Here is a 23,608-nt window from a genome sequence, read left to right on the forward strand (position 1 = left end):
ACTTAAAAACAGTTCATTTTTAAGTAGGGGGACGATTATTTAAAACCGCGGTACCACCGCCCATTTAGAGTCACGCTGACTCTACACTTCCCGATAACGGCGGTGACCGGCTTTATTTCACCCTTTGAAAAAAAGCATCTCCATCAGCCCAATTCAACGTTTTCGTTAGACTGGTTCGCAACCACCACCAGCTCTCTGTACTAACTTTAAAACGTCTACTTATCTGATTTCTTTGATTATCTTACTTATTTTGTATTTAAAAAGGGGTCTTTCTCATCCATTAAAGGACGAGAAAACCCCGTTATGCCACCTTTATAAAGTACGGACGTACTTTAAATCGTTGTAATCAGATCGATAACGTACCAATCTGTGTTTTGTGGTAACGGGGAAACAAAACCCGGTCATGCCTACTCGCCTCTAAAAGGCGCTGTTCAGCATCACTGCATCGAAAAGCCCATTCACTTCACACTCATGACTAGTTTTCACCATCCACTAGCTCTCTTCACATGAGGACGTTTAGCTACTTTCTTTTCTGATCGCGCATTTTTTATATGTGTTCTTATCATAGTATCTCCGGCCCTATTTGTCAATTAAAATAGCGAATTTTCTAAATATTTAACGCGACATCTTTCATAGTGACTATGCCCGGTGCAGGCGTTCCTCGTGTTTGATTACTCCAGCAATAAGCTGGTGTTTCTGTCAGTACCTACCTGTTTGACTTCTGCTCATGCGGTACACTTACTGTTCTTCAATCGCTTCATCAATTTGTTGACCTAAGTGACGACCTGCCGTATCTAACACGACACAAATGGTTGCACCAATGGTTAAGTCTAGCACGTTGACTGGGCCATTCGGTGTTAACAGATGCACACTATCTGCTTGTTGTAAGGTCGTCGAAACCACCGCTTGATTTTCAGTCTCTGCTTCAATCCAAAAAAAGTCGCGCTTTTCTTTTTTTACGCGGCCAACACTGACTTCGCGCTCGCCGTTAAGTGAATAAATTGGAATCACGTCACCCGGTTTAATTTCCGTTGCGTAATGGGTCGCTTGACTTAACCCCTTAACATACTGGTGGTGTGCTCCGACGTTGACGCGAAACGGTCTTGGCGGATAGGTGTCTGTCTGTCTATTTTCACTAAGAACCGTTACGTAGCCATGCCCCGTGTTCCCAACACAAACCCCTTCATCCGCTGCTAGTACATCAATAAAATCTAAACAAACCCTTGTCCCTTGCCCTATTTTTTTAATTTGTGTAACTTTAGCATCAACATACGCGTCTACCATTATGAAACACCCCTTTCTAAAAAATAAATAAATCGTGCATAACTAGCAAAAGACGCTTTATTTTTCACTACTGACCCGTTAAAATTAATAATAGAGTTTACTATTCAGGAGGCAAAAACGTTGAGAAAAGGATTATTTGTTGTATTTCTCTTGTTGATCGTCGGTTTCTTCGTGATTGGTTATCAGATTGAACAAAATGATAGCCAACAATCCAATTTAAATAGTGATCGATCGGTCACACATACGGAAGTATCTATGTAACACCCAGTTTATCATACTCAGACTAAAATGAGGACCATCGCTCTTGATGCTCCTCATTTTTTGATGTCCTTATTTTTAGTCCCATTAGCGCTTAGCAATGTTTACTTTCCTTGCGCTTACTCCAAGGTATTGCCTATTGCTGGAATCGGTGACTGCTTCAACAGCTCGGCAAAATAGAGTGTGTTATAGACCAACATCTCAATATGTTTTTGCGTAAAGCTATTTTGCTTTGCATCCGCATCAATGTACGAAGGACCTGGACCTGCTTCACCAACCCAATAAGCGTCGACATTCGGTGGAATCACAAAACCAATATGCGTAAGCCCATATAAGACAGAAGCGGCAGATTGTTTCGCCCCATCTTCATTGCCTGTAATTACAACACCGCCTACCTTATTGTAGTAAATCGCTTGTCCTTTTTCGTTTGTTTCACTACTGCTTCCATATAATCGCTCAATTGCTTTAGTAGCGATACTGCTTTTTTCTCCTAACCAAATCGGCGTACCGATTAGGAGAATATCCGCTGCTTTTACTTTTTCTAAAATCCCTGGCCATTCATCACCTTCACCTTCATCACCACTAATCCCATAACGGATGTTGTAGTCAGCCAAGCGAATGCTCTCTGTTTTGGCCCCTTCTTTTTCATAGAGGGCTTTTGCTTCTTCATATAAAGCTTCTGTGTTTGAAACTTCAGAGCTATCCTTTAGCGACGCATTTAAAAACAATACCTTTACCTCAGTCATTTACCGTTCCTCCTCATAAGCATTTACTTAGCATTACCCGTTTGTCGTTTCACTTAACCATGCTCAATGATTTTCCACTCAAGTCACGCCTCTTTCCAAAGAAAGGAACCACCGGCCACTATTCCTCTGCACGTTATTCCTCCGCAAACGCCTCTGTGAAATAACTTGCTAGGTACACAACAGGTGCATTCCAATAAATCGTTATTTCATTTGTCGCAAAACTTTCAAAATGGTCAACAAAACAGGCTTGAGGTGCAGCCATTTTAATCTGTTCCTGTGCATAGGGATCTTCTAAATTTTTGTTCGGTCCACCTGAGACAAATCCTGGTACTGGTTCATTTACCCCGAGATGCATTTGCGGACGGTAATGTGGAAACAAAACACTGTTCGCGCCAAACCCCGTCACATAACTCTTACCTAAAATGTTCTTACCCAGCAAATAATCAAAATGATCCAGCGCTGCTTGTTCATAACGCGCGTCACCAAAGCACTGATAAGCAAGTATAAATTGAATCGCTTGATTTGCCACTTCCATATTACTTCCCCAAATAAAATCTTCTCGGCGCATGGCCAGTTTAAAGCCACTTGCCTTGATAACCTCAAGACGCTGATCAACCGTAGCGCTTAATCGGGTCAAAATATCTTGGTAAATGGGTTCATTTCGGTCAGCTTTCGGATTTTTCAAATAACTGATGCTGCCATACCCACTCATATCAACCCAGCCTAAGTGAAGGGGATCTGCTAATTTAGCGTACAGCGTTTTAAAGACCGTCAGGTAGCGTGAATCGCCAGTTGTCCGATACAACGTAGCGCTTGCCCAGTAAGTCTCATCTAGACAAGAGGGATCGCCATATTCGCCCGTTGAAATCGAAGGTGGATTAACAAAGGGCGCTAGGCCCCCTTGTTCTAACCGGTCAAAAGCTTTAATTGCCGCCTCAAGAAGTCGATCACTATAGTCAGCAAGGTATGGCTTAAAGACACGGGCTGCATCAGCTAATGTTGCCGCAAAACTTGCGGTAGCTGTATCGGAGACTGGCGAAAGAACAAGTCGCATCGTATCAGCTTCGGGATGTCTATCAAAGGGAGGGAATTGTTCTGTCGTCACTTTATGATAAACGGCCCCGTCCGCACGCTGACACTTCAACAAGAAGTCCAGTTCGACCTTCACTTCCTCAAGGAGATAAGGCAGCCCAGTGGTTCCAGATTGATTCCGGTAGCGATCCGAAAAGTCATCAAACGTTAATAATAAATCAGCAATTGCTTTCCCCGCTGCAACCACATACTTGCCGTAGTCACCCGCATCATGCCAACCCCCACTCACATCGACCATTTCTGTTGGGTTGTCATATACAATCGCTTTGGCCGTGTGGCAAGGGCCATGATGGTATAGCCCAGCGGCCGCTTTAGGTAAGGTCTCACCGCAGCGCAAATAGTAAAATGCACGCAGAAGCGCTTGGGTAACTGCTTCAAAAGGATTCGCACTGACGGTAATTTCGTACGCTTGCTTATTCTGGGTGATGGTATATTGACCCGGGTCAAGTCCGAGCTCTACGCTGTAAATGGACGTCGCGCTCGTCGCGTCGTAGACAGGACCTTCTGGCACTAACGTTTTGAGCATGGCTTTGTCTTTTTGTTGATGGATATGAACCGGGCTCGCTGTTGTTGCGATGACCCGTTGCTGTTTTCCTTTTAAAAACCCTACTTGATTCATCATTAACATGTGGCGCTTCCTCTTTTCAATTAAATATTTTCAAGTGAGCTGGCATACCAGGTTTTTGTGATTAAAACTGACGCCTCTGAATCAATGATTCAGAGGCGTCTGTAAATTAAAGACCGTTTCGTTCAATCACATCTTTATACCAATAATAGCTTTTCTTCTTGATCCGTCGTAAATCTTTCGGTCCGTCTTCGTCACGGTTAATGTAAACAAAACCATAACGCTTTTGATAGCCATTAAGCCAACTTAACAAGTCTGTAAATGACCAGGTGCAGTAACCCAATACCTCAACACCATCACTAATCGCATGTTGAATTTGATCCACATGACTCTTTAAGAACGCAATTCGATAATCATCGTTTACGGTATCATCCTCGAGTAAGGTATCAAAAGCACCCAGCCCGTTTTCAGTAATTAAGATAGGCAAGTGATAACGGCTTTGGATCCGACGTAAAGCAATCCGCAATCCCTTTGGATCAATGGTCCAATCCCAATCCGTCGTCTCAAGGTAAGGGTTTTGTACCATCTTAAACAACCCTTGATTGCCTGATTCTTGTTGCGATCCTTTTTTACCTGTTGTATTCATACCAGCTTCTCCAACACCATCAAGTGGATTGTGTTTCACGGTAGCTGTCTGATAATAGTTTAAGCCCATGAAGTCAGGTTTTTGTGATTGAAGTAATGCCATGTCACCTGCTTCAATCGTAGGCGCTAGCCCTTCACGTTCTAAATAGTTAAAGATCGCTTCAGGATAGGTCCCCCATGCGTAAATGTCCATCCACCAATGCGCATTCATGCTTTCAGCATTCTCTGCTGCTAAAACATGGTCTGGGTCTGCGTCATACGGGTAGATCGGGGTATAGGCAAAGCTCGGTCCAATTTTACCGTCTTGAACCACTTCACGAAACGCTTTAATGACTGATGCGTTCGCAAGGTTCGCAATATGATTCGCTTGATACATCCGTTTTAAATCTTTCACACCCGGGGGATGCAGGGCCTTTTGATAACCTAACCCAATAAAGATGTTCTGTTCATTCAGCGTGACCCAGTGCTTAACCCGGTCACCGAAGCGTTCAAATAACACGCGACAATAATTTGTAAAGTCCGCAATGATCTCGCGCGACTCCCACGCACCGTAAGCATCCATCAGTGCTTGCGGGACATCCCAGTGGTAGACCGTTACCAACGGTTCAATGTCATGCTTGATCAATTCATTAATCAAGGCATCATAAAAAGCAATCCCTTGTTCGTTGACCTCACCCTTACCTTCCGGAAAAATACGGCTCCAGGCAATTGAAAAACGATATGCTTTCAAGCCCTGTTCCTTCATTAGTTGAACATCTTCCTGATAACGGTGATAATGATCCACCGCCACATCTCCATTTGTGTCTTTAAATGTTGTTCCCGGTATTTTCGTGTAGACATCCCATACCGATGGCCCTTTCCCTGCTTCATCATGGGCTCCTTCAATTTGATAGGCTGCCGACGCTGATCCCCATAAAAAGTCTTTTGGAAATGGTGTTAATTGCTGATGTTCCATCTGTTAGCCTCCTCTTTCGTAACTTAACCATAACTTTAAATATCTATATATTTAACTTAATTCAGACGACGGATAAAGTCAACCTAAAAAATACGTGGTTCCTTTGATAGAACCACGCTTTCTTTAAGTTCACTTAATTTAGATGATCAATCCGTGCTTCTAAATCAATTCTCGGTAATGTTTTCGGTACTTTTTTCGGGTAACCCATTTGAAGCATCCCAACAAATTTCTCGCCCGGTTTAATACCGATTAAGTCACGGAACGGTTCGGTCTCGGTTAATGGACCTGTTTTCCAAATCAAGCCAAGCCCGCGTTCCCAGCCGATTAAGCTTAAGTTATGAATAATCAGACTCGTTGAAGCATAATCTTCTTCGCGACGCTTCAAGAGATGACTCTCACCCATAAAGACCATCAGATAAACGGGAACTTGATCAAAGGTTTCGTACGCTTTTTGGTACGCTCGTGTTTTATCTTCACCGGTTTTCCCTTTAGCCATAAATGTACCCGCCAATTCAGCAAGCTGTGATTTGGTCTCACCTGTAATGATTGTAAAGCGCCACGGTTGCGTCATTTTATGGTTCGGTACAAAAGCAGCTGTCTTTAGCATCGCTTTAATCTCCTCAACAGCGACCGGTTTATCTTCAAACAACGAGATTGAGCGTCGTTCTTTAATGAGTTGTTCAATGTTCATAGCGATTCTCTCCTTTTTCTCTTAACTGTTAGAGGTATTATAGCAAATTTTCTGACAAAACTCAGCAAATTCGCTTACAGCTTCTTATTGCAAAAGCCATCGGAACATGCTATTCTATAAATAGTTAGTAAATTAATTTAATTAAGTACTGATATACCAATAAAACCTTTTGAAAGGAATGTGATGAACATGGAAACACAAACATTAATGACGCGTTTTACTGAAGTTTTTGGCAAAGGAGGCGAACCTGCCCTGTTCTTTGCACCTGGACGGATTAATTTAATCGGGGAACATACCGATTATAATGGCGGCTATGTCTTCCCGGCTTCGATCTCGTTTGGCACTTATGCCGTCGCAAGAAAACGAAGTGACCGTAAACTCCAATTTTATTCAATGAATTTTGACAATCTTGGTGTGATTGAATCATCACTTGACGGACTTGCCTATCAAAAAAGTGACAATTGGGCGAACTACCCGAAAGGTATGACAAAGTTATTTATCGACAATGGTTTTTCAATCGAAAACGGTTATGATATTCTCTTTTTTGGAAACATTCCTAACGGTGCCGGGCTTTCATCCTCCGCTTCAATTGAACTGGCAACGGGCGTTATGTTAGAAACATTGTTTGATTTAACCATTGACCGTGTTGAGATGGTGAAACTGGGCCAGAAAGTTGAGAACCAGTACATTGGCGTCAACAGTGGAATCATGGATCAATTTGCGATCGGCATGGGGAAAGAAAATCATGCGATATTATTAGATTGTAATACCCTTGACTACAAATACGCCCCAATTGATCTGGGTGAATATGTTATTATGATAATGAACACAAATAAACGACGTGAACTTGCCGATTCAAAATATAACGAGCGGCGTAGCCAATGTGAGTCGGCCCTAAAAGACTTACAAACAGAGCTAGCCATCGCTAGTTTAGGGGAATTGTCCATTGCCGAATTCGAAGCTAACAAACATTTAATCAGCTCTGAGGTGGAACAGAAACGGGCCAAACATGCCGTCTACGAAAACCAACGGACAAAAGATGCTTTTGATCGCTTACACGAAAATGATTTAGAAGCAGTGGGGGCACTACTTAACCAATCCCATAAATCATTGCAATATGATTATGAAGTGACCGGGATTGAACTCGACACCCTAGCTGAAACGGCTTGGCAACAAGATGGCGTATTAGGCGCACGAATGACCGGTGCTGGTTTTGGTGGTTGCGCAATTGCCTTAGTTGAAAAAGCAAAAGTTGATCAAGTCAAAACAAATATTGATAAAACGTATACTGAAAAAATTGGTTATGCCCCAACATTCTATGAAGCAACGATTGGTGATGGTGCAAAAGCACTGACACATGAAGGAGGACGTTAACGATGAACATATTAGTACTCGGAGGCGCCGGTTATATCGGCTCACACGCTGTATACCAATTAATTGAACAGAACCATGAGGTCATTGTGATTGATAACTTGCAAACAGGACACCGAGATGCCATCCATCCCGATGCCCGCTTTTATCCCGGTGACATTCGTGATTTAGATTTCTTACGTGATGTTTTCAGCAATGAATCGATCGATGCCGTCGTTCACTTTGCTGCCAATTCACTTGTAGGTGAATCAATGGAAGACCCACTTAAATACTTTGATAACAATGTGTACGGCACTCAAGTGCTCCTACAGGCGATGCAAGAATTTGATGTGAAGAAAATTGTCTTCTCATCAACGGCAGCCACTTACGGTGAACCGACACAAATTCCGATCACTGAAGAAATGCCCACGGTACCTACGAACACCTATGGTGAAACAAAACTGACGATGGAGAAGATGATGCACTGGTGTGAAAAAGCTTTCGGTTTGAAATATGTCTCCTTACGTTACTTTAATGTTGCCGGCGCAAGAGAAGATGCGGCGATTGGTGAAGACCATGACCCTGAAACGCATTTGATTCCAATTGTCTTGCAAGTTGCCCTCGGTCAACGCGAAGCAATCACGATTTATGGTGATGACTATCCAACCGAAGACGGAACCTGTATCCGTGATTATATTCACGTCGAAGACTTAATTGATGCCCACATTTTGGCTGTCAACTACCTTGTTGAGGGCGGCGAAAGTAATGTCTTTAACTTAGGAAGTTCACAAGGATTTAGCGTCAAACAAATTGTTGATGCTGCTAGAGCAGTGACAGGTGACCCGATCAAAGCCATTGTTGGTCCACGTCGTGCAGGCGATCCGAGTACACTGATCGCTCTCAGTGATAAAGCACGTCACACGCTCGGTTGGTCACCAAGACGGACCGAAATTAACCGCATCCTTACCGATGCGTGGCGCTGGCACAGCAAACGGCCACACGGCTATGAGGAGGACCCTTCATGATTGAACAAACACTTGAACGCCTTATTGACCGAGCCATTGAACAAGCAATGATTACTGAAAGAGACCGGATTTATACACGAAATCAGATACTCAGTTTACTAAAATACGAAACGTATCAGGAACCAGAAACATCTCTAACGGAGTCAGCGATTCCCGTCTTACTCAACGCTTTAACTGATGACGCCGTCGCACGTGGTGTGATTGAAGATCAACTGGATTTGCGTGAGCAACTTGATAGTCAAATCATGAATGTTTTTCTCTCGAAACCAACAGAAATAAACGCACAATTTTCTTTGTATTATCAAGAAGATCCCAAAAAAGCAACGGATTATTTCTATCAATTAAGCCAAGATAGCCATTATATCCAAACCGAACGAATCGCTAAAAACATTCAATACGATGCAATGACCGATTACGGTAAAGTTGATATTACCATTAACTTATCTAAACCAGAAAAAGATCCGGCCCAAATCAAACGCGAGCGCGCGATGAAACAAGACGTTAACTATCCGAAATGTTTACTGTGTAAAGAAAACGAAGGTTATGCCGGCAGAACCGGGCATCCCGCACGCTCAAATCACCGTGTCATTGATGTAGAACTTGATAAGGAACGCTGGTTTTTCCAATATTCACCCTATGTCTATTACAACGAACATAGCATTGTCTTCTGTAGCGAGCATCGGCCAATGGAGATTAAACGCGATAGTTTTAGTCGACTTTTAGATTTTGTTGAACAATTCCCCCATTATTTTATTGGTTCCAATGCTGATTTACCAATTGTCGGAGGTAGTATTCTTTCTCACGACCACTACCAAGCCGGTCGCTATACTTTCGGTATGACAGAAGCAAAGACAGCATTCACCTTTAATCTCAATGGTTTTGACACGATTGATGCCAGTGTTCTTCACTGGCCGATGTCGGTGATTCGTCTCAAAGATACCGATAAAGATACACTCATTGATGCAGGTGAGGTTATTTTATCAAACTGGCGCCGTTACAGTGATCCTTCAGCGGACATTCTCGCTGAAACCGATGGTACCCCGCACAACACGATCACACCGATTGCTCGATTCCGAGATGGCTTGTATGAACTCGATCTTGTGCTAAGAAATAATCGGACAACGGACGAACATCCCGACGGGTTATTCCATCCGCATCAAGATGTTCATCATATTAAAAAAGAAAACATCGGTTTAATTGAAGTGATGGGCTTAGCCGTACTGCCCCCACGTCTTAAACAAGAACTTGATGAGATGAAAACTTATTTATTAGACCAATCTACTGACGTGGCTGATTACCATAGGGCTTGGGCGGACCACTTAAAAACAAGCCAGACGATTACGACAGCTAACGTTGATAACGTTGTTGAAGACGCCTTAGCAAAAAAATTCGTCCGTGTTTTGGAGGATTCTGGGGTCTACAAGTCGAATAGTACAGGGAGAGATGCGTTTAAGCGTTTCTTAAATGCACTCTAATTCGATCTTTAGGAGGAAATAAAGACATGAATATTACATCGTTGCCGATAAAAATTGAAGAAAAAACTTGGCTCGAGTACACATTAACCAATGATTCAGGTATGTCTGTCAGCTTTTTGAATTTTGGTGGAATTATCACCAAAATGATGGTTCCTGACAAAAACAATCAATTCGAAAACGTCGTGATTGGTTTCCGTGACTATGACAATTACTTAAACAACAAAAACTACTTTGGTGCGTTAATCGGACGTGTTGCTGGTCGCATTGAAGGTGCACAGTTTAGCTTAGGTGAAAAGACGTACACATTACCTGCAAACGATGGGGACAACAGTCTCCACGGCGGACCTGGTGGTCTTCATGCGCGCACTTGGGAAGTGGAAACCATCGAAACCCCAACTTCTGTGGGAGCTGTCTTATATCACACCAGTTTAGATGGAGACCAAGGTTATCCTGGAACGGTGAAATATAAGGTTTCCTATACCTTAACCAATGCGAATGATTTTGAAATTAGTTACGAAGCAATTAGTGACCAAGATACCGTGCTAACTTTGACCAATCATAGTTACTTCAATCTTTCAGGTGACTTAAAAGATACCATTTTAAATCACGAAGTAACAATGAACGCTAGTCAATTTGTCGAACTTGATCACGCACTTATTCCAACCGGCAACATTTTACCGGTAACCGATACAGTCTTTGACTTCCGTAACGGTCGTAAAATTTTGGACGGAACCTTAAGTGGCGATCCGCAAAACCAATTAGCACTTGATGGTTATGATCACTTCTTTATTTTCGATCAAACAAAAGATGACGATCAAATTACATTAAAAGATGCCTCTAGTGGTCGACAATTAACAGTAACAACGGATCAACCTGGTGTCGTTATGTATACGTCGAACAATCTCGATGACAGTTTACAACTCAACGAAGCCCGCTCAAAAAAATATTTAGGGGTTTGTCTAGAAACACAGAGTTCTCCAGCATCTGTCACGCATGATGGGTTTCCGTCCATTCACTTAGCGGCGCACGAAGTCTATCGTAAAAAAACAACATTTTCATTTGAGTCATGACCCGTTAAAGAAGCCAGCGCTCCGCTTTAGGAGCGCTGGCTTTTTCATTTATGTCGCACGCTTTAACACGTCCAGCTTGCTTCAGAGATTCAAGGTTAATCGGTGCGCATTTACTTCAGTTAAGCTTGCGATAACGGTTCCTGAATCAAGACAAACCACCCTTTTCCCGGATACTGATTATATCCCCGCGTTAAACAATAACTATATAGAACGTCTTGATGAATCAGGTACCCCTTTTTTTCACCTTGATTTAACACGCGTCTTGTTGCTTCAAATTCCGAAACATCTTTCGTCAACATATCGCTCTTATCAAGCGATGCAATAACTTCAGCTTTCTGATTAACCACATATAATTCCGTTTTTTCACTTAAGGTGACTTTTTCAAGAATATCAAAAATAAAATGCCAATTAAAGCGGGTTGTAAAAACACCGATTAGTTCACCTTCATCAATGATTGGCGCTGCAAAGGTCATGGTATAGTCATTGATGCTTGCTGAATAATACATGTCACTAACATAAACCGCCTTTGTTTTCACAACCGATTTAAACCAGCTTTTTTCTTTAACATTTTCCTGTTCATTTTCTTGATGATGAACCCGTGACACACACCTGCCTGATAAGTCAACGATCATTAAATCATGATACACCTCATATATATCATGAATATTTTTAAGTAAAGCAGCCGCACTTTGTTTCGTTTCGCTTGTCTCGGTCGTCAGTACCCGTTTAACCGCTTCAAACGTTGCCCACGCTTGAACATCGCAATGCCGTTCAAATAAATTTCGATCAATCTTATCAATCGTATCAAAAGCTAAATCAGTTGTGCGTAAGGCAATGATTTGATTCGCTTTGTCCTGGACACGATTAATAATGGCCGTGCTTTCATCACTTAACGATAAGGCATGATGCGAAAAGTTTTTAATCTCTTTAGCGACCACCGCAAAGCCTCGACCCGCTTTATCAGCTCTTGCCGCTTCAATCCCTGCATTTAATGCAAGAATGTTCGATTGTTTTGAAATTTGATTCAAATCCTGCATAACACTTTTAATTTCTTCACTATCTTCCTTTAACTGATGCATAAGTCGTGACATATTCGATTCATTTGCCAATGTTTGCTCCATCATCTACACCCTTTTTTTAGTCTTTTCAACAGTTTAGCACGTACTTTCTACCTAAAGATAGCCTTTGCCAACAAGTTGTAAAAAGATGTATCAGTTCAATCGTACGATTAGATTGTTCGGGTTTTTATTGCTTCATACCCCTAAATTGTTTAACTTATTTCACAAACTTTTCGTTCATCCTTTACCTTTAGTTACTGTTAACACTAGCAGCTTTTAAAGGCAGCCGGGTAAACACCCTGCCTCACTCCGACTCGCTTTTTCGTTTTAAAACAAAAAAGCGAGTGCCTCAGTTAATAAGGTCACTCACTTTAACAGACCAACGTTAGCGTTAATCCACGACATTGGCATTAAATAAATCAATCTTCCACAACTGATCTTGTGCTTTAAAACCATAAAATATCGAGGCGCTGAACAGTTCAAAACTAACATCCATTTCGACAAGCTTCATAGTTTTGGTCGATTGCCGCTCTTCAACCGCTAGGGCATGATAATAACGGAAATCGAGCGCAACATCTAAGTGCTCTTTATAAAAATCTTGATGATACAGTTCTTGAAATTCTGCTTCATTGGGTAAGGAACCATCATCATAGCTGATTAAATAAACCGCTCGGTCAGCGCCTGTTGCAACACTGTGCAAGAACACCAGCAACATCTCTTCTGGAGAAAAGTTCGTCAAATGAGTCAGTGCTTCTGTCTCAAGAAACTGTTGATAAAGGCCCCGTTTGTCCTCTGGTAATTGTTCTAAGTATGAAAAAGCCTGAGGCTTTTGGAGTTGTGTGATTGATGCTTTTAATGCAGCATTATCACGCTCTAACTCCTCAATTTCCGCTTGATATGCCGCATGTGTAGTATCTCCAACTTCACTGTCACTGTTACTCTGACATGCCACAAGCAAGAGCAGACCGGATAGTAAACATAAACGCATCAACCGCTTAAGCAAGTTCCGCTTTTTAAACATGGATCTCACCGTTTCGTTTGAACAGTTCGACAAGAATAAGCGCAACTGCACCTAGCGCTGTCGCATAGTCACCTAAATCCGACACGAGGACTTCTGTTTCTTTTGCTGTTTGTGTGAGGGCACGGTCTTCTATCGTATCCTTTATAACCGGTAACAAGTACTTGCTTGCTTTCATGACACCACCATGAAGAATAATCCGATCTGGATTAAGGGTATGAATCACATTCGTTAAACCAATGCCAATATAAACAGCCGTATCATGAAGAACTTCTCGAGAAAAACGATCGCCTTCTTCTGCATGAGCAAAAATCGTTTTAGCAGTTGGTGTTGTTCCATTTAATGACGTCGCAACGCCACTTGCTAAAAGGCGAGTAGCCCGTGCTTGAATTGCCGGACCTGAGATCACTGTCTGCAAACAGCCCTTATTGCCACAGCTACAAATATCCCCGTTCAAATCAATCGTCATATGACCAATCTCACCAGCAATATGACTATCACCACGGTACAATTCTCCATGTAACACGACGCCAGCCCCTACCCCACTACCAATATTCACCGCAAGTAATTTATCGCTGGCTTTTCCTTGACCAAACCACGTCTCACTTAAAGCTAACGCCCGGGCATCATTTTCAATCCGGACTGGCAATTGAAAATGATCACTGAGCCGTTCAACAATCGGCATGTCACGAAGATTTAAGTTCGGTGCGTAAAGCGCAATCCCTTGTTCAGCATCAACAACCCCATGCATCGCAACCCCAATTCCAATCACTCTATTCGCATAAGATTGATTCCGGCTAAGCACAGCTGTTACTTGTTCAATCAACAACCGAACAAACTGTTGTTCAGCAATGGTTGCTGGTAATGCGGTCATTTCAGTATCAATCTCTTCACCGGCAAGGTTAGTCAAAATAACGGCAACCTCGCTCGGCCCTGCATCAATGCCAATCATATAAAAGGCATCATAATCGATGACCAAAAGCGTCGGCTTGCGTCCACCTTTTGATTCACCTTGGGCACTTTCTTTGACAATCCCCTGTTCAATCAATTCTTTCACAATGGTTCCAACGGTTGGCGGGGTTAATTTTATTTCTTTAGCAATCTCAGCTCGTGAGATTGGTCCATCATTTAAAATCTTCGTTAAAATTAATGATTTATTTAAGTTTTTCATCGCTTTAAAACTTCCACGTTTCATGCCATCACTCCATTATCCCGTTATCCTCTAAAGTTTTATTTTACCATGAGTTGACAGGGTTTGAAAGCAAGCATTTTAATCGCTAAATGGTTACTGATCGAGTGCTGTTAAGGTATCAATTAAGGTAAAGGTTGTCACATCCACCAAACCACGATTGGTAATTCGTATATCAGGTATCACTGGCAAGGCAATTAATGAAAACGTCATAAACGGCGCATGGAGCGAACAGCCTAAGGTTTGCCACCCTTGTGCTAATTGGCGCACTTTCGGCAAGAGTGTTTCAATCGGTTCAGCACTCATCAACCCGGCAATCGGTAAGGGGACCGAAGCAATGACTTCACCATCTAAAACCACAACCATTCCGCCACCGATCTCAGCTAAGTGTTCGGCTGCACGCTTCATATCGTTTGGACTGACACCCATCACAATTAGATTATGACTGTCATGTGCAACGGTCGATGCGACAGCGCCGCGCTTGATGCCAAACCCCTTCACAAATTGAACAGATTGTTGCTGCGCTTGATGATGGCGATCAAAACAAACCAAAGAAATAACATCTTCTTTTAGATCAGGATAGACGATACCGTCTTCTACCTTCAGCTTGACGCGTGTTGCTTTGGTACGGGCACTGTTTTCAATGACTTCAATGACCCGTGCTTCAACCACACCAGTCAAACTTGTCTGTTTCAAGAAATCTGTTTCGGTAAGTGCTTTTACGTGGACCGACTGATAATAAGCAGCTGGATAACTAAAGGCCGGGACGGTGACATTCAGCTGACCGTTTTTGCTAATATGGCGACCGCCGACAAATACATCGGTAGGCTCAAGGGTTGTTAAGTCATCGAGTATGACTAAATCCGCACTCTTGTTTGGGGATACACTGCCGTAATCATGATCAACACCAAAGTAACGAGCCGTATTAAGCGTTGCTAATTTAATCGCTTGAACGGGATGAACCCCTTCTTCAATCGCGCGGCGAATAACATGGTTGATCTGCCCTTTTTCTTTTAATGTTTCCGGATAGATGTCGTCAGTCACTAACATCAAGAGGTCATCGTTCACATCGTCTTCTGTGAGTACTTTAATTACTTCTTTTACATCTTGCCAGGCTGAGCCTTCACGAATCATCACATGCATCCCTAACGCTAACTTTTCCAATGCTTGTGCTTTAGTGACTGTTTCATGACACGAATCAACCCCACTAAGCAAATAGGTTTGCAGTGCACGCGTTGTTCCTTCCGGAAAGTGACCGGTTGCCTTTAACTGGCGGCGTGTCGTCGCGTTAATCTCCGCTAACATCTTTGCATCACCAGCGATGACTCCAGGGTAATTCATCATCTCGCCTAGACCGTATACACCGTCCCAATCAAGCGCGCTATCAACTTCAGCTGGAGTTAAACGACTGCCGGCATCTTCAAGCTCAACCGCTGCAGGTACACAAGACGGCACTGTTGTAAAGACATGAATGGGTGCATGTTTCCCTTCGTTATGCATCAACTCAACACCAGCCAATCCAAATACATTTGCCATTTCGTGTGGGTCCATAAAGACAGCCGTGGTTCCTTTTATCACAGCCGCCTGCGCAAATGATGTGACAGACAACATCGTGGATTCAACATGCATATGTCCGTCGATAAATCCAGGTGCAATAAATTTACCGGTGCAATCCATCACGGTTGTTTCTGCACCAATTAGTTCCTTACAATCGCCGACAAAACAAATCCGTTCATCTTTGATGGCCACGTCCTTTCCTTCATCTAACTTCCCCGTTAATACATTGACAATCGTTGCGTTCTTTAACACAGTATCTGCCGCTTTTTCCCCGCGTAAAACCTCCATTAGTAACTGGTTCACTTCATGTAGTGGTTTAATCATATTAAGCCTTCCCTTCGCATTTTTTTATTGTATCTGACATTTTTTCTTGCACGGTCCTGTTTCAGGTGACTTGGGCGCGTCTAACACTCGGTTTTGAGATGCCTACAGCTAAAGCAACGGACGCCTTCAATGCTGATGTGTTCACCGCCCTTTTCTGTTGTAAAAAACGCCTATCCCGTATGAGATAGACGTCGCCAATTTAGCGATGTAGTCCAGTGATTACGGTCACCCGGTAGAAACACTTATGCCGATTCATAAGCTTATACATCTTTTGTTTCAGTTAAAAATTTATCTGTTAAGTAGTGGTAGACACCCTCTTCATCATTGCTGTATGCGGTCACATCGTCAGCGAGTGCCTTCATCTCCTCAGGCGCATTTTTCATCGCCACACTAAACCCCGCATATTCAAACATTGGTTTGTCATTAAACGAATCACCCATCACCAAAATATCAGCTGGAGCAATTGCTAAACGTTCGAGGACATCTTTAATACCCGTCGCTTTATTTTTCTGATCCACCATAATTTCAACGTTATACGGTGACGACTGTGAGGTTGAAAACGGCTCTGTTTTTTGTAGCTCTGCTAATACAGCTTGCCACTGGCTAATCTTTGCTGTGTCTTTACTAAAGGTATAAAATTTCGAATACCCTAAGTCATCGAGTTGATTCACCCAAGTAATGCCACTTGCCAGTGATTCTAACCGCTCACTCCACTCAGAAATTTGCACACCTGCTGGCTTATCACCAACAATTTCACTGGCGAGCATGTCACGGTCACATGCTTCAACATAGGCTTCCCCCGACGTCGGGAAAAGTTCATAGTAAACTTGATGCTGACGCGCGAGGTTAATCACTTGTTCAACAAGGGTATGTGGCAATGTATGTTCAAACAACTTTGCCTCGCCCATGTAACCCGTCATACCATTCGAACTAATCACACCGTCAAGCGCAAATCCTTTTGGTGCGCGCGGGAAAATTTCTTTCTGACCACGTCCAGTTGCAACAAAAACTTTGACACCTTTTTCTCGTAAACGATCAATCACTTCCATGTTCTTTACTGGTAAATTATTTTCGCTGTTTAGTAACGTCCCATCCATATCTAAAAAGATTGCTTTAGGTAGCTGCATCGTGACACATCCCTTGTATTTTTACCAACTAGTATAGCACGGAACGACATTTTTTTGGGTCATCCATCAAAATTATTAGTCCGTTGCGACACTGCTGGGCTTGTTATGTTATACTATGACTAATTTCATTTTAAAAGACTACTAGGGGTGCCTGTGTATCGACAGGCTGAGAGAAAAACACGCTGTTTTTTAACCCTTAAAGACCTGATCTAGTTCGTACTAGCGTAGGCAAGTAGTAGCGACACGTAGGTCTTGTCTTTTATCTTGATGGATGATGATACATCCAGTTATCAATGATGAGAGGAGGCTTTTTTATATGTCTAAAACAAGTAAACTTACCACCTATGCCGTCTTTATTGCCATTGGCGTGATTGGTTCCAGCTTCTTGAGCATACCGATTGGTCCTTACCGGGCTTTGTTTGTCCAACACGCGCTAAACATTATCATTAGCGTTTGGTTTGGCACAAAAGCATCTGTTTCAATTGCGTTTACGACCGGTTTATTACGTAACTTAATGGGGCTGGGTACAATCTTTGCTTTTCCTGGCGGAATGAGCGGCGCCCTTCTTGCTGGACTGATGTACCGTTATACAGGGAAGAAATCACTAGCAATGGTTGGTGAACTGTTTGGTACGACGGTCATTGGTGGACTACTATCCGTACCCATCAGTCAGTTATTAACGGGTGAAGCCGTCTTTGTCTTTGCTTTTATTCCGGGCTTTTTCATTTCGAGTGCCGTAGGGACCGCCGTGGCAGGTCTCATTCTTTATAAGATTGATAAACCACACACCTATACCCAGTAATCCCATAAGATGACACATGCGAAGACATCAAATGTCTTCGCATGTGTGTTTATGCTTCTGTTTTGCTTTCGCCTTTATTTCGCTTTGAATGATCTTGTTTATGTTTGACCTCTACCACAACATCGACAACTTCAATACGCTTATCGGTTACCTGTTTAACCACAAAAATAAGATTCTCATAGTTTATCGGTTCATGGTACGTATCTGTCGGAATAAAGCCAATCTGGTCGACTAAAAATCCATTTAAGGTTTCATACTCATCAACAGGTAAATCAATGCCTAAGAGATGGTTTAAATCAGTTAAGTGAATTGTTCCCTTTACGGTCGCCTCGTGGGCACTGTGGATGATGACGTCTTCGGCATCTTGGCCAATGATCCCATGTTCACTTGAAATTTCACCGATAATTTCCTCGATTAAATCTTCCAAGGTAATCAAGCCATCCGTTCCCCCATACTCATCAACAACAATTGCCGTATGAATGTTATTCTTCTGCATTTCTGTTAACACATAGTCAATGCGTTGATGTTCCATCACAAAATAAGGGTCACGCATTAATTGTTTCAAATCAAAAGATTCATCGGATTGATTCAAATTAACAATTAAGTCTTTGGTATGCAAAACGCCAATGATGTGATCTATATCTTCTTCGTAGACAGGGAACCGCGTATAGCGATGCTCCTTAATTAAATCAATCACATCACGGTAAGTAGCTTCGATTGGGATTGCTTCAATTTCCGTCCGATGGGTCATGATATCGGAAACGTCTTTATCATTGAACTCAAAAATATTGTGAATCAATTGTTTTTCGCTTGACTCAATCGTTCCTTTTTCGCCGCCGATATCCACCATCATGCGAATTTCTTCTTCTGTTACTTCTTCATTTTCAGCATCCGGGTCTACCCCAAATAAACGGACAATCGTATTGGTCGAAACATTTAATAATTTAACGACCGGTAAACTTATCTTAAAAAGAAAGGTTAGTGGTTTTACTGATAAATTTGCGATTTGTTCTTTTTTCTGTAAGGCTAACTGCTTAGGTACCAGTTCACCAATCACTAACGTAAAATACGATAACAATATCGTGATCAGGATCATACTAATGGTTTCTAGCGCAGATAAAGAAAGCGGTATTCCCCACTGATTAAGAAGGATAGCCACCGGCTCACTAAAGCTATCAGCAGCGAACGCACTCGCTAAAAACCCAGCTAAGGTAATACCAATTTGAATCGTTGCTAAAAACCGACCCGGTTCGTCCAACAGTTTCTTTAATGCGATTGCTTTTTTGTCACCACGTTCTGCATCACGATTCACACGATTATCATTCAGTGATACCAAGGCAATCTCTGAGGCAGCAAAAAATGCATTTATTAAAATTAAGACAATCAAAAAGATAATTTCGATGTTCTTCACGTCTCCTTTTTCATTTTACAATTATATTAAGTATACCGAATGGTGTTGCACTTGTCATTCATCAAATATTTCGGACAGATAATTATTTTTCTAAGCTTCAGCTGTAGCCATTCAGGTTATTTTTGATTGTTAACTGTCATTTTAAATATTATATTTGACAGTTAACAATCATTTAGCTATGCTAGAGGTGTACAAGAAAGGATGATGACCTTGGCACCCTCTTACTTACCTACACAACAATTAGAACAATTCAAACAACGCTACACGAAGTCAGAAACAAAAATATATCAATACTTGATTACTCATCTCGAGCAAGTGATTTATCAATCACTTACGGAACTAAGCGAACAGACCGGTGTAGCTGAAGCAACGACCTTGCGCTTTTTTAAAAAAATTGGTTATCAAGGGTTTCAAGCCTTCAAGTTAGCTCTGGCAAAGGAACAGACGACAGAAACACACGCGAGTGACGACTATGTAAGGCATGTGCACGATAACATGATTGATGTGATTCAGAAATCACTCCATCTCGTCGACCGAAACACACTGGAAGAAGTGATTGATGTCATCGATGCCAAAACGGACGTGACTGTGTTTGCGATTGGTGCATCGGCGATTGCAGCGCTTGACCTGCAAAACCGCTTAATGCGCATCGGTAAAAACATTACCGTCATCACAGACAGTCACACCCAAATCATGCGCGCGACGAGTGCAACGAACGCAACGGTGGTCATCGCCATCAGCATTAGTGGGAGTACAAAAGAAATTATTGAAACCACACAAATCGCAAAAGCGAAAGGGGCGACCATCATTGCCCTAACAAGTTATCTAAAATCCCCGCTAACCAAGCATAGCGATTACGTATTATTATCTAATGCGAAAGAAAGCCCGCTTGATCGCGGTTCTTTAACGGCCAAAGTCGCTCAATTGTACTTGATTGATTTAATTTGCACCGGCATCACGATAAAAAACCAGAAGCAGGCAGAACGAATTAAACATGAAATCACTGAAAATACGACCAATAAAATATATTAATCGATTGAACGTAAAGGAGCGAAGACAGATGTATATTAAAGGAGCAACCCTCTATTTACCAGAAGAAACGATTGTTGGTGACGTCGTGATCGAAGGCACAACCATTGCCGCAATCATTACCCCTAGTCATGCTGCCGTAACTGGAGAAGATGTGATTGACGCGACAGGACTTTCGCTCATTCCTGGCTTCATTGATACCCATATCCACGGCGGATATGGCGTTGACGTCATGGATGATACGCCAGACGCGCTGTCTACTTTAGCACAGGGGCTTGCGACAGAAGGAACAACCGCCTTTCTTGCTACAACAATGACCCAAGCGAACGAAGTCATTGAAGCTGCCCTTTCCCGCATCAACCACTTTGAGGCAAACGAGACGGAAGCTGAACTGCTTGGGGTGCATTTAGAAGGTCCATTTGTTGAAATAAGTAAAGCAGGCGCACAACCGGAAGCACATATTCAACAGCCCGATATCAACTTATTTAATCGCTGGCTCGCACTTAGCGGTAATAAAATCAAAACAGTCACCTACGCGCCAGAAAACGACGCCGACTACCGCTTCACAAAACACCTTGTTTCCCTAGGTATTAACCGCTCTGCTGGCCATACGAACTTAACCTTCTCCGGCGCAGAAGCAGCCACAGCAGAAGGCGTAAATCGACTGACGCATTTGTGCAATCAAATGAACGGGATTCATCATCGTGATATCGGCCTAGTCGGTGCAAGCTTTCAACTTGACGCACTCAATGCGGAGTTGATTGCTGATGGGATTCACGTATCGCCTGAGATGATGCAGTTGATCGTTAATAATCTCACCCCAAAACGCTTGACACTCATTACCGATGCGATGCGAGCAAAAGGTTTGTCAGCCGGTGCGTATGACCTTGGTGGCCAAACGGTTTACGTGAAAGATGGGCAAGCCACTTTGAAAGACGGCACCTTAGCCGGTAGTGTTTTAAGCATGATTGACGGAGCCAAACAATTATTGGCACTCGAAAACGTATCGCTTCGCGATGTCATCATGATGGCATCTGTTAATCCAGCCAAAAGTGCAGGTGTTTATCAACGTAAAGGTTCGATTGAATCTGGCAAAGATGCCGATCTCTTACTTGTTGATGATACACTCACAATTAAAGCAACCATCGTTCGCGGACAGCGCATCATTAAGGAGGACTTATCATGAAAATTATTGTAGGAAAATCAGAAAATAGCATGAACCACTATGCTAAAAATTGCATCATTGACGTCATCAAAACTAATGACCAACCTGTATTAGGGCTGGCAACGGGATCCACACCCGTCGGTATGTACCAAGCATTGATTCAAGCTTATCGGCAAGGCGAGGTCTCATTTAAAGATGTGACCACCTTTAATTTAGATGAATATGTTAACTTAGCTTCAGACGACCCAAATAGCTATCGTTATTTCATGAATGATCAGCTCTTCAACCATATCGACATCCAGCTTGATCACACCTTTGTTCCAAACGGGAACACAACCGATCATCAACAGGCCTGCCTTGATTACGAACAAGAAATTGATCAACACGATCACCTTGACTTACAAGTGTTAGGGATTGGCACAAACGGTCATATCGGCTTCAATGAACCGGGTACCTCATTCGAGAGCCGTACCCACGTCATTGAGCTTGAACCTTCAACACGTGAAGCAAATGCTCGATTCTTTGCTTCACTCGACGACGTACCGACACACGCCATTACGATGGGAATTGAAACAATCATGGAAAGTAAGGCCATCTTATTGATTGCGCGTGGCGCTGATAAAAAACAAGCCGTTAAAGAACTTGTTGATGGGAAGCGCTCCCCTGACTTTCCTGCTTCCGCTTTAAAAACACACCCTCGGGTCACCATGTTACTCGATGAAGCTGCCGCAAGCTTACTTGATGATGCAGCCATATATAAGAAGTTAGACTAAGTGTCTTGCTAAACAAAAAACCAAGCATCCAGGAAGGCATTCGCCTTCAAGGGTGCTTGGTTTTGGTTTACTGTTTATTAAACAGTGACGGATCTGGTCCTACCCGTTCATCTTTATTCAAATGATTGATCATGCGCATCTCTTCATTTGAAAGTTCGAAATCAAACACATCACTATTTTCCTTAATGCGTGCTGCTTTTGATGATTTTGGAATGGTAACAACGCCACTCTGCAAGTCCCAGCGAATAATGACTTGAGCTACTGTTTTGTTATGGCGTTCTGCGATTTCCTTAAGCGTGTCATCATCAAAGAGATCCCCTTGCTTTAAAGGTGACCATGCTTCGACTTGGATGTTGTGGTCTCGACAGAAACTTCGTAACGGTTCTTGTGATAAATGCGGGTGAAACTCTACCTGATTAACCATCGGCGTTACCTGCGAGCCGCGAATGAGTTCTTTTAAGTGTTCTTCTTTAAAGTTACTAACACCAATGGCTCGAATTTTCTTTTCTTGATAGAGCTTTTCAAAAGCCCGCCACGTTGCTTTATATTTATCAACCTTCGGGAGCGGCCAGTGAATAAGATATAAATCTAAATAGGCTAAATCTAAGCGTTCAAGCGTTTTCTCAAAGGCCGCTAGGGTTTCATCATAACCATGATCTGTATTCCACAGTTTTGACGTAATAAATAATTCTTCGCGAGGAACATCGACTTCTTTAATCGCTGCACCAACGCCTTCTTCATTCCCATAAAATGCGGCAGTATCGATACTACGATACCCGCTATTAATCGCTGCTTTTACCGCTTCTTTGACTTCATCTCCATCGTCCATCTTATAGACCCCGAGACCAAGCCAAGGCATTTCCACCCCGTTGTGTAAGGTTGTTTTTGACGATAAATCTTTTAACATTAGTCATCATCCTCCTATTTTATCCTGCTTTATTCATTATAAAAACACCTTACCCTACGTATACCCGGTTTTATGCATTTTAAAAAGAAAAT

Annotated in this window: 21 protein-coding genes, 1 pseudogene, 2 riboswitches and 2 other annotated features; of the genes and pseudogenes, 9 read left to right on the forward strand and 13 right to left on the reverse strand. The window is 42.5% G+C overall.

Features of this window, described 5'->3' with window-relative positions; all coding sequences use genetic code 11:
• Positions 1-24: 24 nt before the first annotated feature.
• Positions 25-242: a binding site (T-box leader), on the reverse strand.
• Positions 243-280: 38 nt separating this feature from the next.
• Positions 281-548, reverse strand: a binding site (T-box leader).
• Positions 549-738: 190 nt separating this feature from the next.
• On the reverse strand, positions 739-1,284 hold the full coding sequence (locus DES38_RS03765) for a 3-dehydroquinate synthase II domain-containing protein (RefSeq protein ID WP_110250762.1): 546 nt from the start codon (positions 1,282-1,284) through the stop codon (positions 739-741).
• A gap of 120 nt (positions 1,285-1,404) precedes the next feature.
• On the opposite strand from DES38_RS03765, the gene DES38_RS11960 reads away from it, so the two are divergent.
• Positions 1,405-1,545 carry a hypothetical protein gene (locus tag DES38_RS11960; protein WP_170114322.1) on the forward strand — a complete coding sequence of 47 codons (141 nt, stop codon included), beginning with the start codon at positions 1,405-1,407 and terminating at the stop codon, positions 1,543-1,545.
• A 116-nt stretch (positions 1,546-1,661) separates the two neighbouring features.
• Here the strand turns inward: DES38_RS11960 and DES38_RS03770 are convergent, their stop codons facing one another.
• From DES38_RS03770 to DES38_RS03785, 4 genes are all read right to left on the reverse strand, one after another.
• Positions 1,662-2,288: a flavodoxin family protein gene (locus DES38_RS03770; protein ID WP_110250763.1), complete on the reverse strand. Its 627-nt coding sequence runs from the start codon at positions 2,286-2,288 to the stop codon at positions 1,662-1,664.
• Positions 2,289-2,421: 133 nt separating this feature from the next.
• A complete protein-coding gene (locus DES38_RS03775) occupies positions 2,422-4,008 on the reverse strand; it encodes a glycoside hydrolase family 9 protein (RefSeq protein WP_110250764.1) in 1,587 nt (528 codons plus the stop codon).
• A gap of 106 nt (positions 4,009-4,114) precedes the next feature.
• Positions 4,115-5,545 (reverse strand): glycoside hydrolase family 1 protein, encoded by a 1,431-nt coding sequence (locus tag DES38_RS03780; protein WP_110250765.1) that lies wholly within the window; start codon positions 5,543-5,545, stop codon positions 4,115-4,117.
• Positions 5,546-5,678: 133 nt separating this feature from the next.
• Positions 5,679-6,236 (reverse strand): nitroreductase family protein, encoded by a 558-nt coding sequence (locus DES38_RS03785; RefSeq protein WP_110250766.1) that lies wholly within the window; start codon positions 6,234-6,236, stop codon positions 5,679-5,681.
• A gap of 189 nt (positions 6,237-6,425) precedes the next feature.
• Here DES38_RS03785 and DES38_RS03790 point away from each other — a divergent pair, with 189 nt between their 5' ends.
• From DES38_RS03790 to DES38_RS03805, 4 genes are read left to right on the forward strand one after another with little or no spacing between them, the layout of a single operon-like run.
• Complete coding sequence (locus DES38_RS03790; protein WP_110250767.1) at positions 6,426-7,610, forward strand: galactokinase; 1,185 nt, start codon at positions 6,426-6,428, stop codon at positions 7,608-7,610.
• Positions 7,611-7,612: 2 nt separating this feature from the next.
• On the forward strand, positions 7,613-8,611 hold the full coding sequence (galE, locus tag DES38_RS03795; RefSeq protein ID WP_110250768.1) for a UDP-glucose 4-epimerase GalE: 999 nt from the start codon (positions 7,613-7,615) through the stop codon (positions 8,609-8,611).
• Positions 8,608-10,086, forward strand: coding sequence for a UDP-glucose--hexose-1-phosphate uridylyltransferase (gene galT / locus DES38_RS03800; RefSeq protein ID WP_110250769.1), 1,479 nt, complete (start codon positions 8,608-8,610; stop codon positions 10,084-10,086). Before galE ends, galT begins: the two co-directional genes overlap by 4 nt.
• A gap of 26 nt (positions 10,087-10,112) precedes the next feature.
• Positions 10,113-11,156, forward strand: a complete 1,044-nt coding sequence (locus tag DES38_RS03805) for an aldose epimerase family protein (RefSeq protein ID WP_110250770.1) — start codon at positions 10,113-10,115, stop codon at positions 11,154-11,156.
• A 119-nt stretch (positions 11,157-11,275) separates the two neighbouring features.
• On the opposite strand, the gene DES38_RS03810 is transcribed toward DES38_RS03805, so the two are convergent.
• The 6 genes and pseudogenes from DES38_RS03810 to DES38_RS03830 all read right to left on the reverse strand — a co-directional run bounded on the left by DES38_RS03810 (position 11,276) and on the right by DES38_RS03830 (position 17,429).
• Complete coding sequence (locus DES38_RS03810) at positions 11,276-12,028, reverse strand: PDC sensor domain-containing protein (protein ID WP_425450528.1); 753 nt, start codon at positions 12,026-12,028, stop codon at positions 11,276-11,278.
• Positions 12,029-12,046: 18 nt separating this feature from the next.
• Positions 12,047-12,280: pseudogene (locus DES38_RS12225) on the reverse strand (methyl-accepting chemotaxis protein); the annotation flags it as partial.
• Positions 12,281-12,605: 325 nt separating this feature from the next.
• Positions 12,606-13,235 (reverse strand): hypothetical protein, encoded by a 630-nt coding sequence (locus tag DES38_RS03815; protein ID WP_110250772.1) that lies wholly within the window; start codon positions 13,233-13,235, stop codon positions 12,606-12,608.
• Positions 13,228-14,427, reverse strand: coding sequence for an ROK family transcriptional regulator (locus DES38_RS03820; RefSeq protein WP_110250773.1), 1,200 nt, complete (start codon positions 14,425-14,427; stop codon positions 13,228-13,230). The genes DES38_RS03815 and DES38_RS03820 overlap by 8 nt, the downstream gene beginning before the upstream one ends.
• Before the next feature lie 90 nt (positions 14,428-14,517).
• Positions 14,518-16,302, reverse strand: a complete 1,785-nt coding sequence (gene ade / locus DES38_RS03825; protein ID WP_110250774.1) for an adenine deaminase — start codon at positions 16,300-16,302, stop codon at positions 14,518-14,520.
• Positions 16,303-16,490: 188 nt separating this feature from the next.
• Positions 16,491-16,590, reverse strand: a riboswitch (purine riboswitch).
• Positions 16,563-17,429 (reverse strand): HAD family hydrolase, encoded by an 867-nt coding sequence (locus tag DES38_RS03830; protein ID WP_170114323.1) that lies wholly within the window; start codon positions 17,427-17,429, stop codon positions 16,563-16,565. Its footprint overlaps the riboswitch before it by 28 nt.
• A gap of 133 nt (positions 17,430-17,562) precedes the next feature.
• Positions 17,563-17,677: riboswitch (TPP riboswitch) on the forward strand.
• A 68-nt stretch (positions 17,678-17,745) separates the two neighbouring features.
• Here DES38_RS03830 and thiW point away from each other — a divergent pair.
• Positions 17,746-18,231 carry an energy coupling factor transporter S component ThiW gene (thiW, locus tag DES38_RS03835; RefSeq protein WP_110250775.1) on the forward strand — a complete coding sequence of 162 codons (486 nt, stop codon included), beginning with the start codon at positions 17,746-17,748 and terminating at the stop codon, positions 18,229-18,231.
• Between the two features lie 49 nt (positions 18,232-18,280).
• Here the strand turns inward: thiW and DES38_RS03840 are convergent, their stop codons facing one another.
• Positions 18,281-19,642, reverse strand: coding sequence for a hemolysin family protein (locus DES38_RS03840; protein ID WP_245881953.1), 1,362 nt, complete (start codon positions 19,640-19,642; stop codon positions 18,281-18,283).
• A gap of 201 nt (positions 19,643-19,843) precedes the next feature.
• Between DES38_RS03840 and DES38_RS03845 the strand changes: the two genes are divergently transcribed.
• Genes DES38_RS03845 through nagB form a run of 3 tightly spaced genes read left to right on the forward strand, consistent with a single transcriptional unit; the run spans position 19,844 to position 22,609 of the window.
• Entirely contained in the window at positions 19,844-20,674 is an 831-nt protein-coding gene (locus tag DES38_RS03845; RefSeq protein ID WP_110250776.1) for a MurR/RpiR family transcriptional regulator, read from the forward strand.
• A 28-nt stretch (positions 20,675-20,702) separates the two neighbouring features.
• The gene (nagA, locus tag DES38_RS03850) at positions 20,703-21,857 is read left to right on the forward strand and encodes an N-acetylglucosamine-6-phosphate deacetylase (RefSeq protein ID WP_110250777.1); all 1,155 of its coding nucleotides are present in this window, start codon (positions 20,703-20,705) and stop codon (positions 21,855-21,857) included.
• Positions 21,854-22,609 carry a glucosamine-6-phosphate deaminase gene (gene nagB, locus DES38_RS03855; protein WP_110250778.1) on the forward strand — a complete coding sequence of 252 codons (756 nt, stop codon included), beginning with the start codon at positions 21,854-21,856 and terminating at the stop codon, positions 22,607-22,609. Before nagA ends, nagB begins: the two co-directional genes overlap by 4 nt.
• 67 nt (positions 22,610-22,676) lie before the next feature.
• Here the strand turns inward: nagB and DES38_RS03860 are convergent, their stop codons facing one another.
• Positions 22,677-23,516 carry an aldo/keto reductase gene (locus DES38_RS03860; protein ID WP_110250779.1) on the reverse strand — a complete coding sequence of 280 codons (840 nt, stop codon included), beginning with the start codon at positions 23,514-23,516 and terminating at the stop codon, positions 22,677-22,679.
• Between the last annotated feature and the right edge of the window lie 92 nt (positions 23,517-23,608).

Origin of the sequence: Streptohalobacillus salinus (assembly GCF_003201605.1) — a bacterium.
In the GTDB taxonomy this organism is placed as follows: Bacteria; Bacillota; Bacilli; order Bacillales; family Amphibacillaceae; genus Streptohalobacillus; species Streptohalobacillus salinus.

Bases quoted from the DNA above. Each gene is read 5' to 3' on its own strand.
- DES38_RS03765 (WP_110250762.1), bottom strand. From the start codon at position 1,284: ATGGTAGACGCGTATGTTGATGCTAAAGTTACACAAATTAAAAAAATA.
- DES38_RS03770 (WP_110250763.1), bottom strand. From the start codon at position 2,288: ATGACTGAGGTAAAGGTATTGTTTTTAAATGCGTCGCTAAAGGATAGC.
- DES38_RS03775 (WP_110250764.1), bottom strand. From the start codon at position 4,008: ATGTTAATGATGAATCAAGTAGGGTTTTTAAAAGGAAAACAGCAACGG.
- DES38_RS03780 (WP_110250765.1), bottom strand. From the start codon at position 5,545: ATGGAACATCAGCAATTAACACCATTTCCAAAAGACTTTTTATGGGGA.
- DES38_RS03785 (WP_110250766.1), bottom strand. From the start codon at position 6,236: ATGAACATTGAACAACTCATTAAAGAACGACGCTCAATCTCGTTGTTT.
- DES38_RS03790 (WP_110250767.1), top strand. From the start codon at position 6,426: ATGGAAACACAAACATTAATGACGCGTTTTACTGAAGTTTTTGGCAAA.
- galE (WP_110250768.1), top strand. From the start codon at position 7,613: ATGAACATATTAGTACTCGGAGGCGCCGGTTATATCGGCTCACACGCT.
- galT (WP_110250769.1), top strand. From the start codon at position 8,608: ATGATTGAACAAACACTTGAACGCCTTATTGACCGAGCCATTGAACAA.
- DES38_RS03805 (WP_110250770.1), top strand. From the start codon at position 10,113: ATGAATATTACATCGTTGCCGATAAAAATTGAAGAAAAAACTTGGCTC.
- DES38_RS03815 (WP_110250772.1), bottom strand. From the start codon at position 13,235: ATGTTTAAAAAGCGGAACTTGCTTAAGCGGTTGATGCGTTTATGTTTA.
- DES38_RS03820 (WP_110250773.1), bottom strand. From the start codon at position 14,427: ATGAAACGTGGAAGTTTTAAAGCGATGAAAAACTTAAATAAATCATTA.
- ade (WP_110250774.1), bottom strand. From the start codon at position 16,302: ATGATTAAACCACTACATGAAGTGAACCAGTTACTAATGGAGGTTTTA.
- DES38_RS03830 (WP_170114323.1), bottom strand. From the start codon at position 17,429: ATGCAGCTACCTAAAGCAATCTTTTTAGATATGGATGGGACGTTACTA.
- thiW (WP_110250775.1), top strand. From the start codon at position 17,746: ATGTCTAAAACAAGTAAACTTACCACCTATGCCGTCTTTATTGCCATT.
- DES38_RS03845 (WP_110250776.1), top strand. From the start codon at position 19,844: ATGATGACCTTGGCACCCTCTTACTTACCTACACAACAATTAGAACAA.
- nagA (WP_110250777.1), top strand. From the start codon at position 20,703: ATGTATATTAAAGGAGCAACCCTCTATTTACCAGAAGAAACGATTGTT.
- nagB (WP_110250778.1), top strand. From the start codon at position 21,854: ATGAAAATTATTGTAGGAAAATCAGAAAATAGCATGAACCACTATGCT.
- DES38_RS03860 (WP_110250779.1), bottom strand. From the start codon at position 23,516: ATGTTAAAAGATTTATCGTCAAAAACAACCTTACACAACGGGGTGGAA.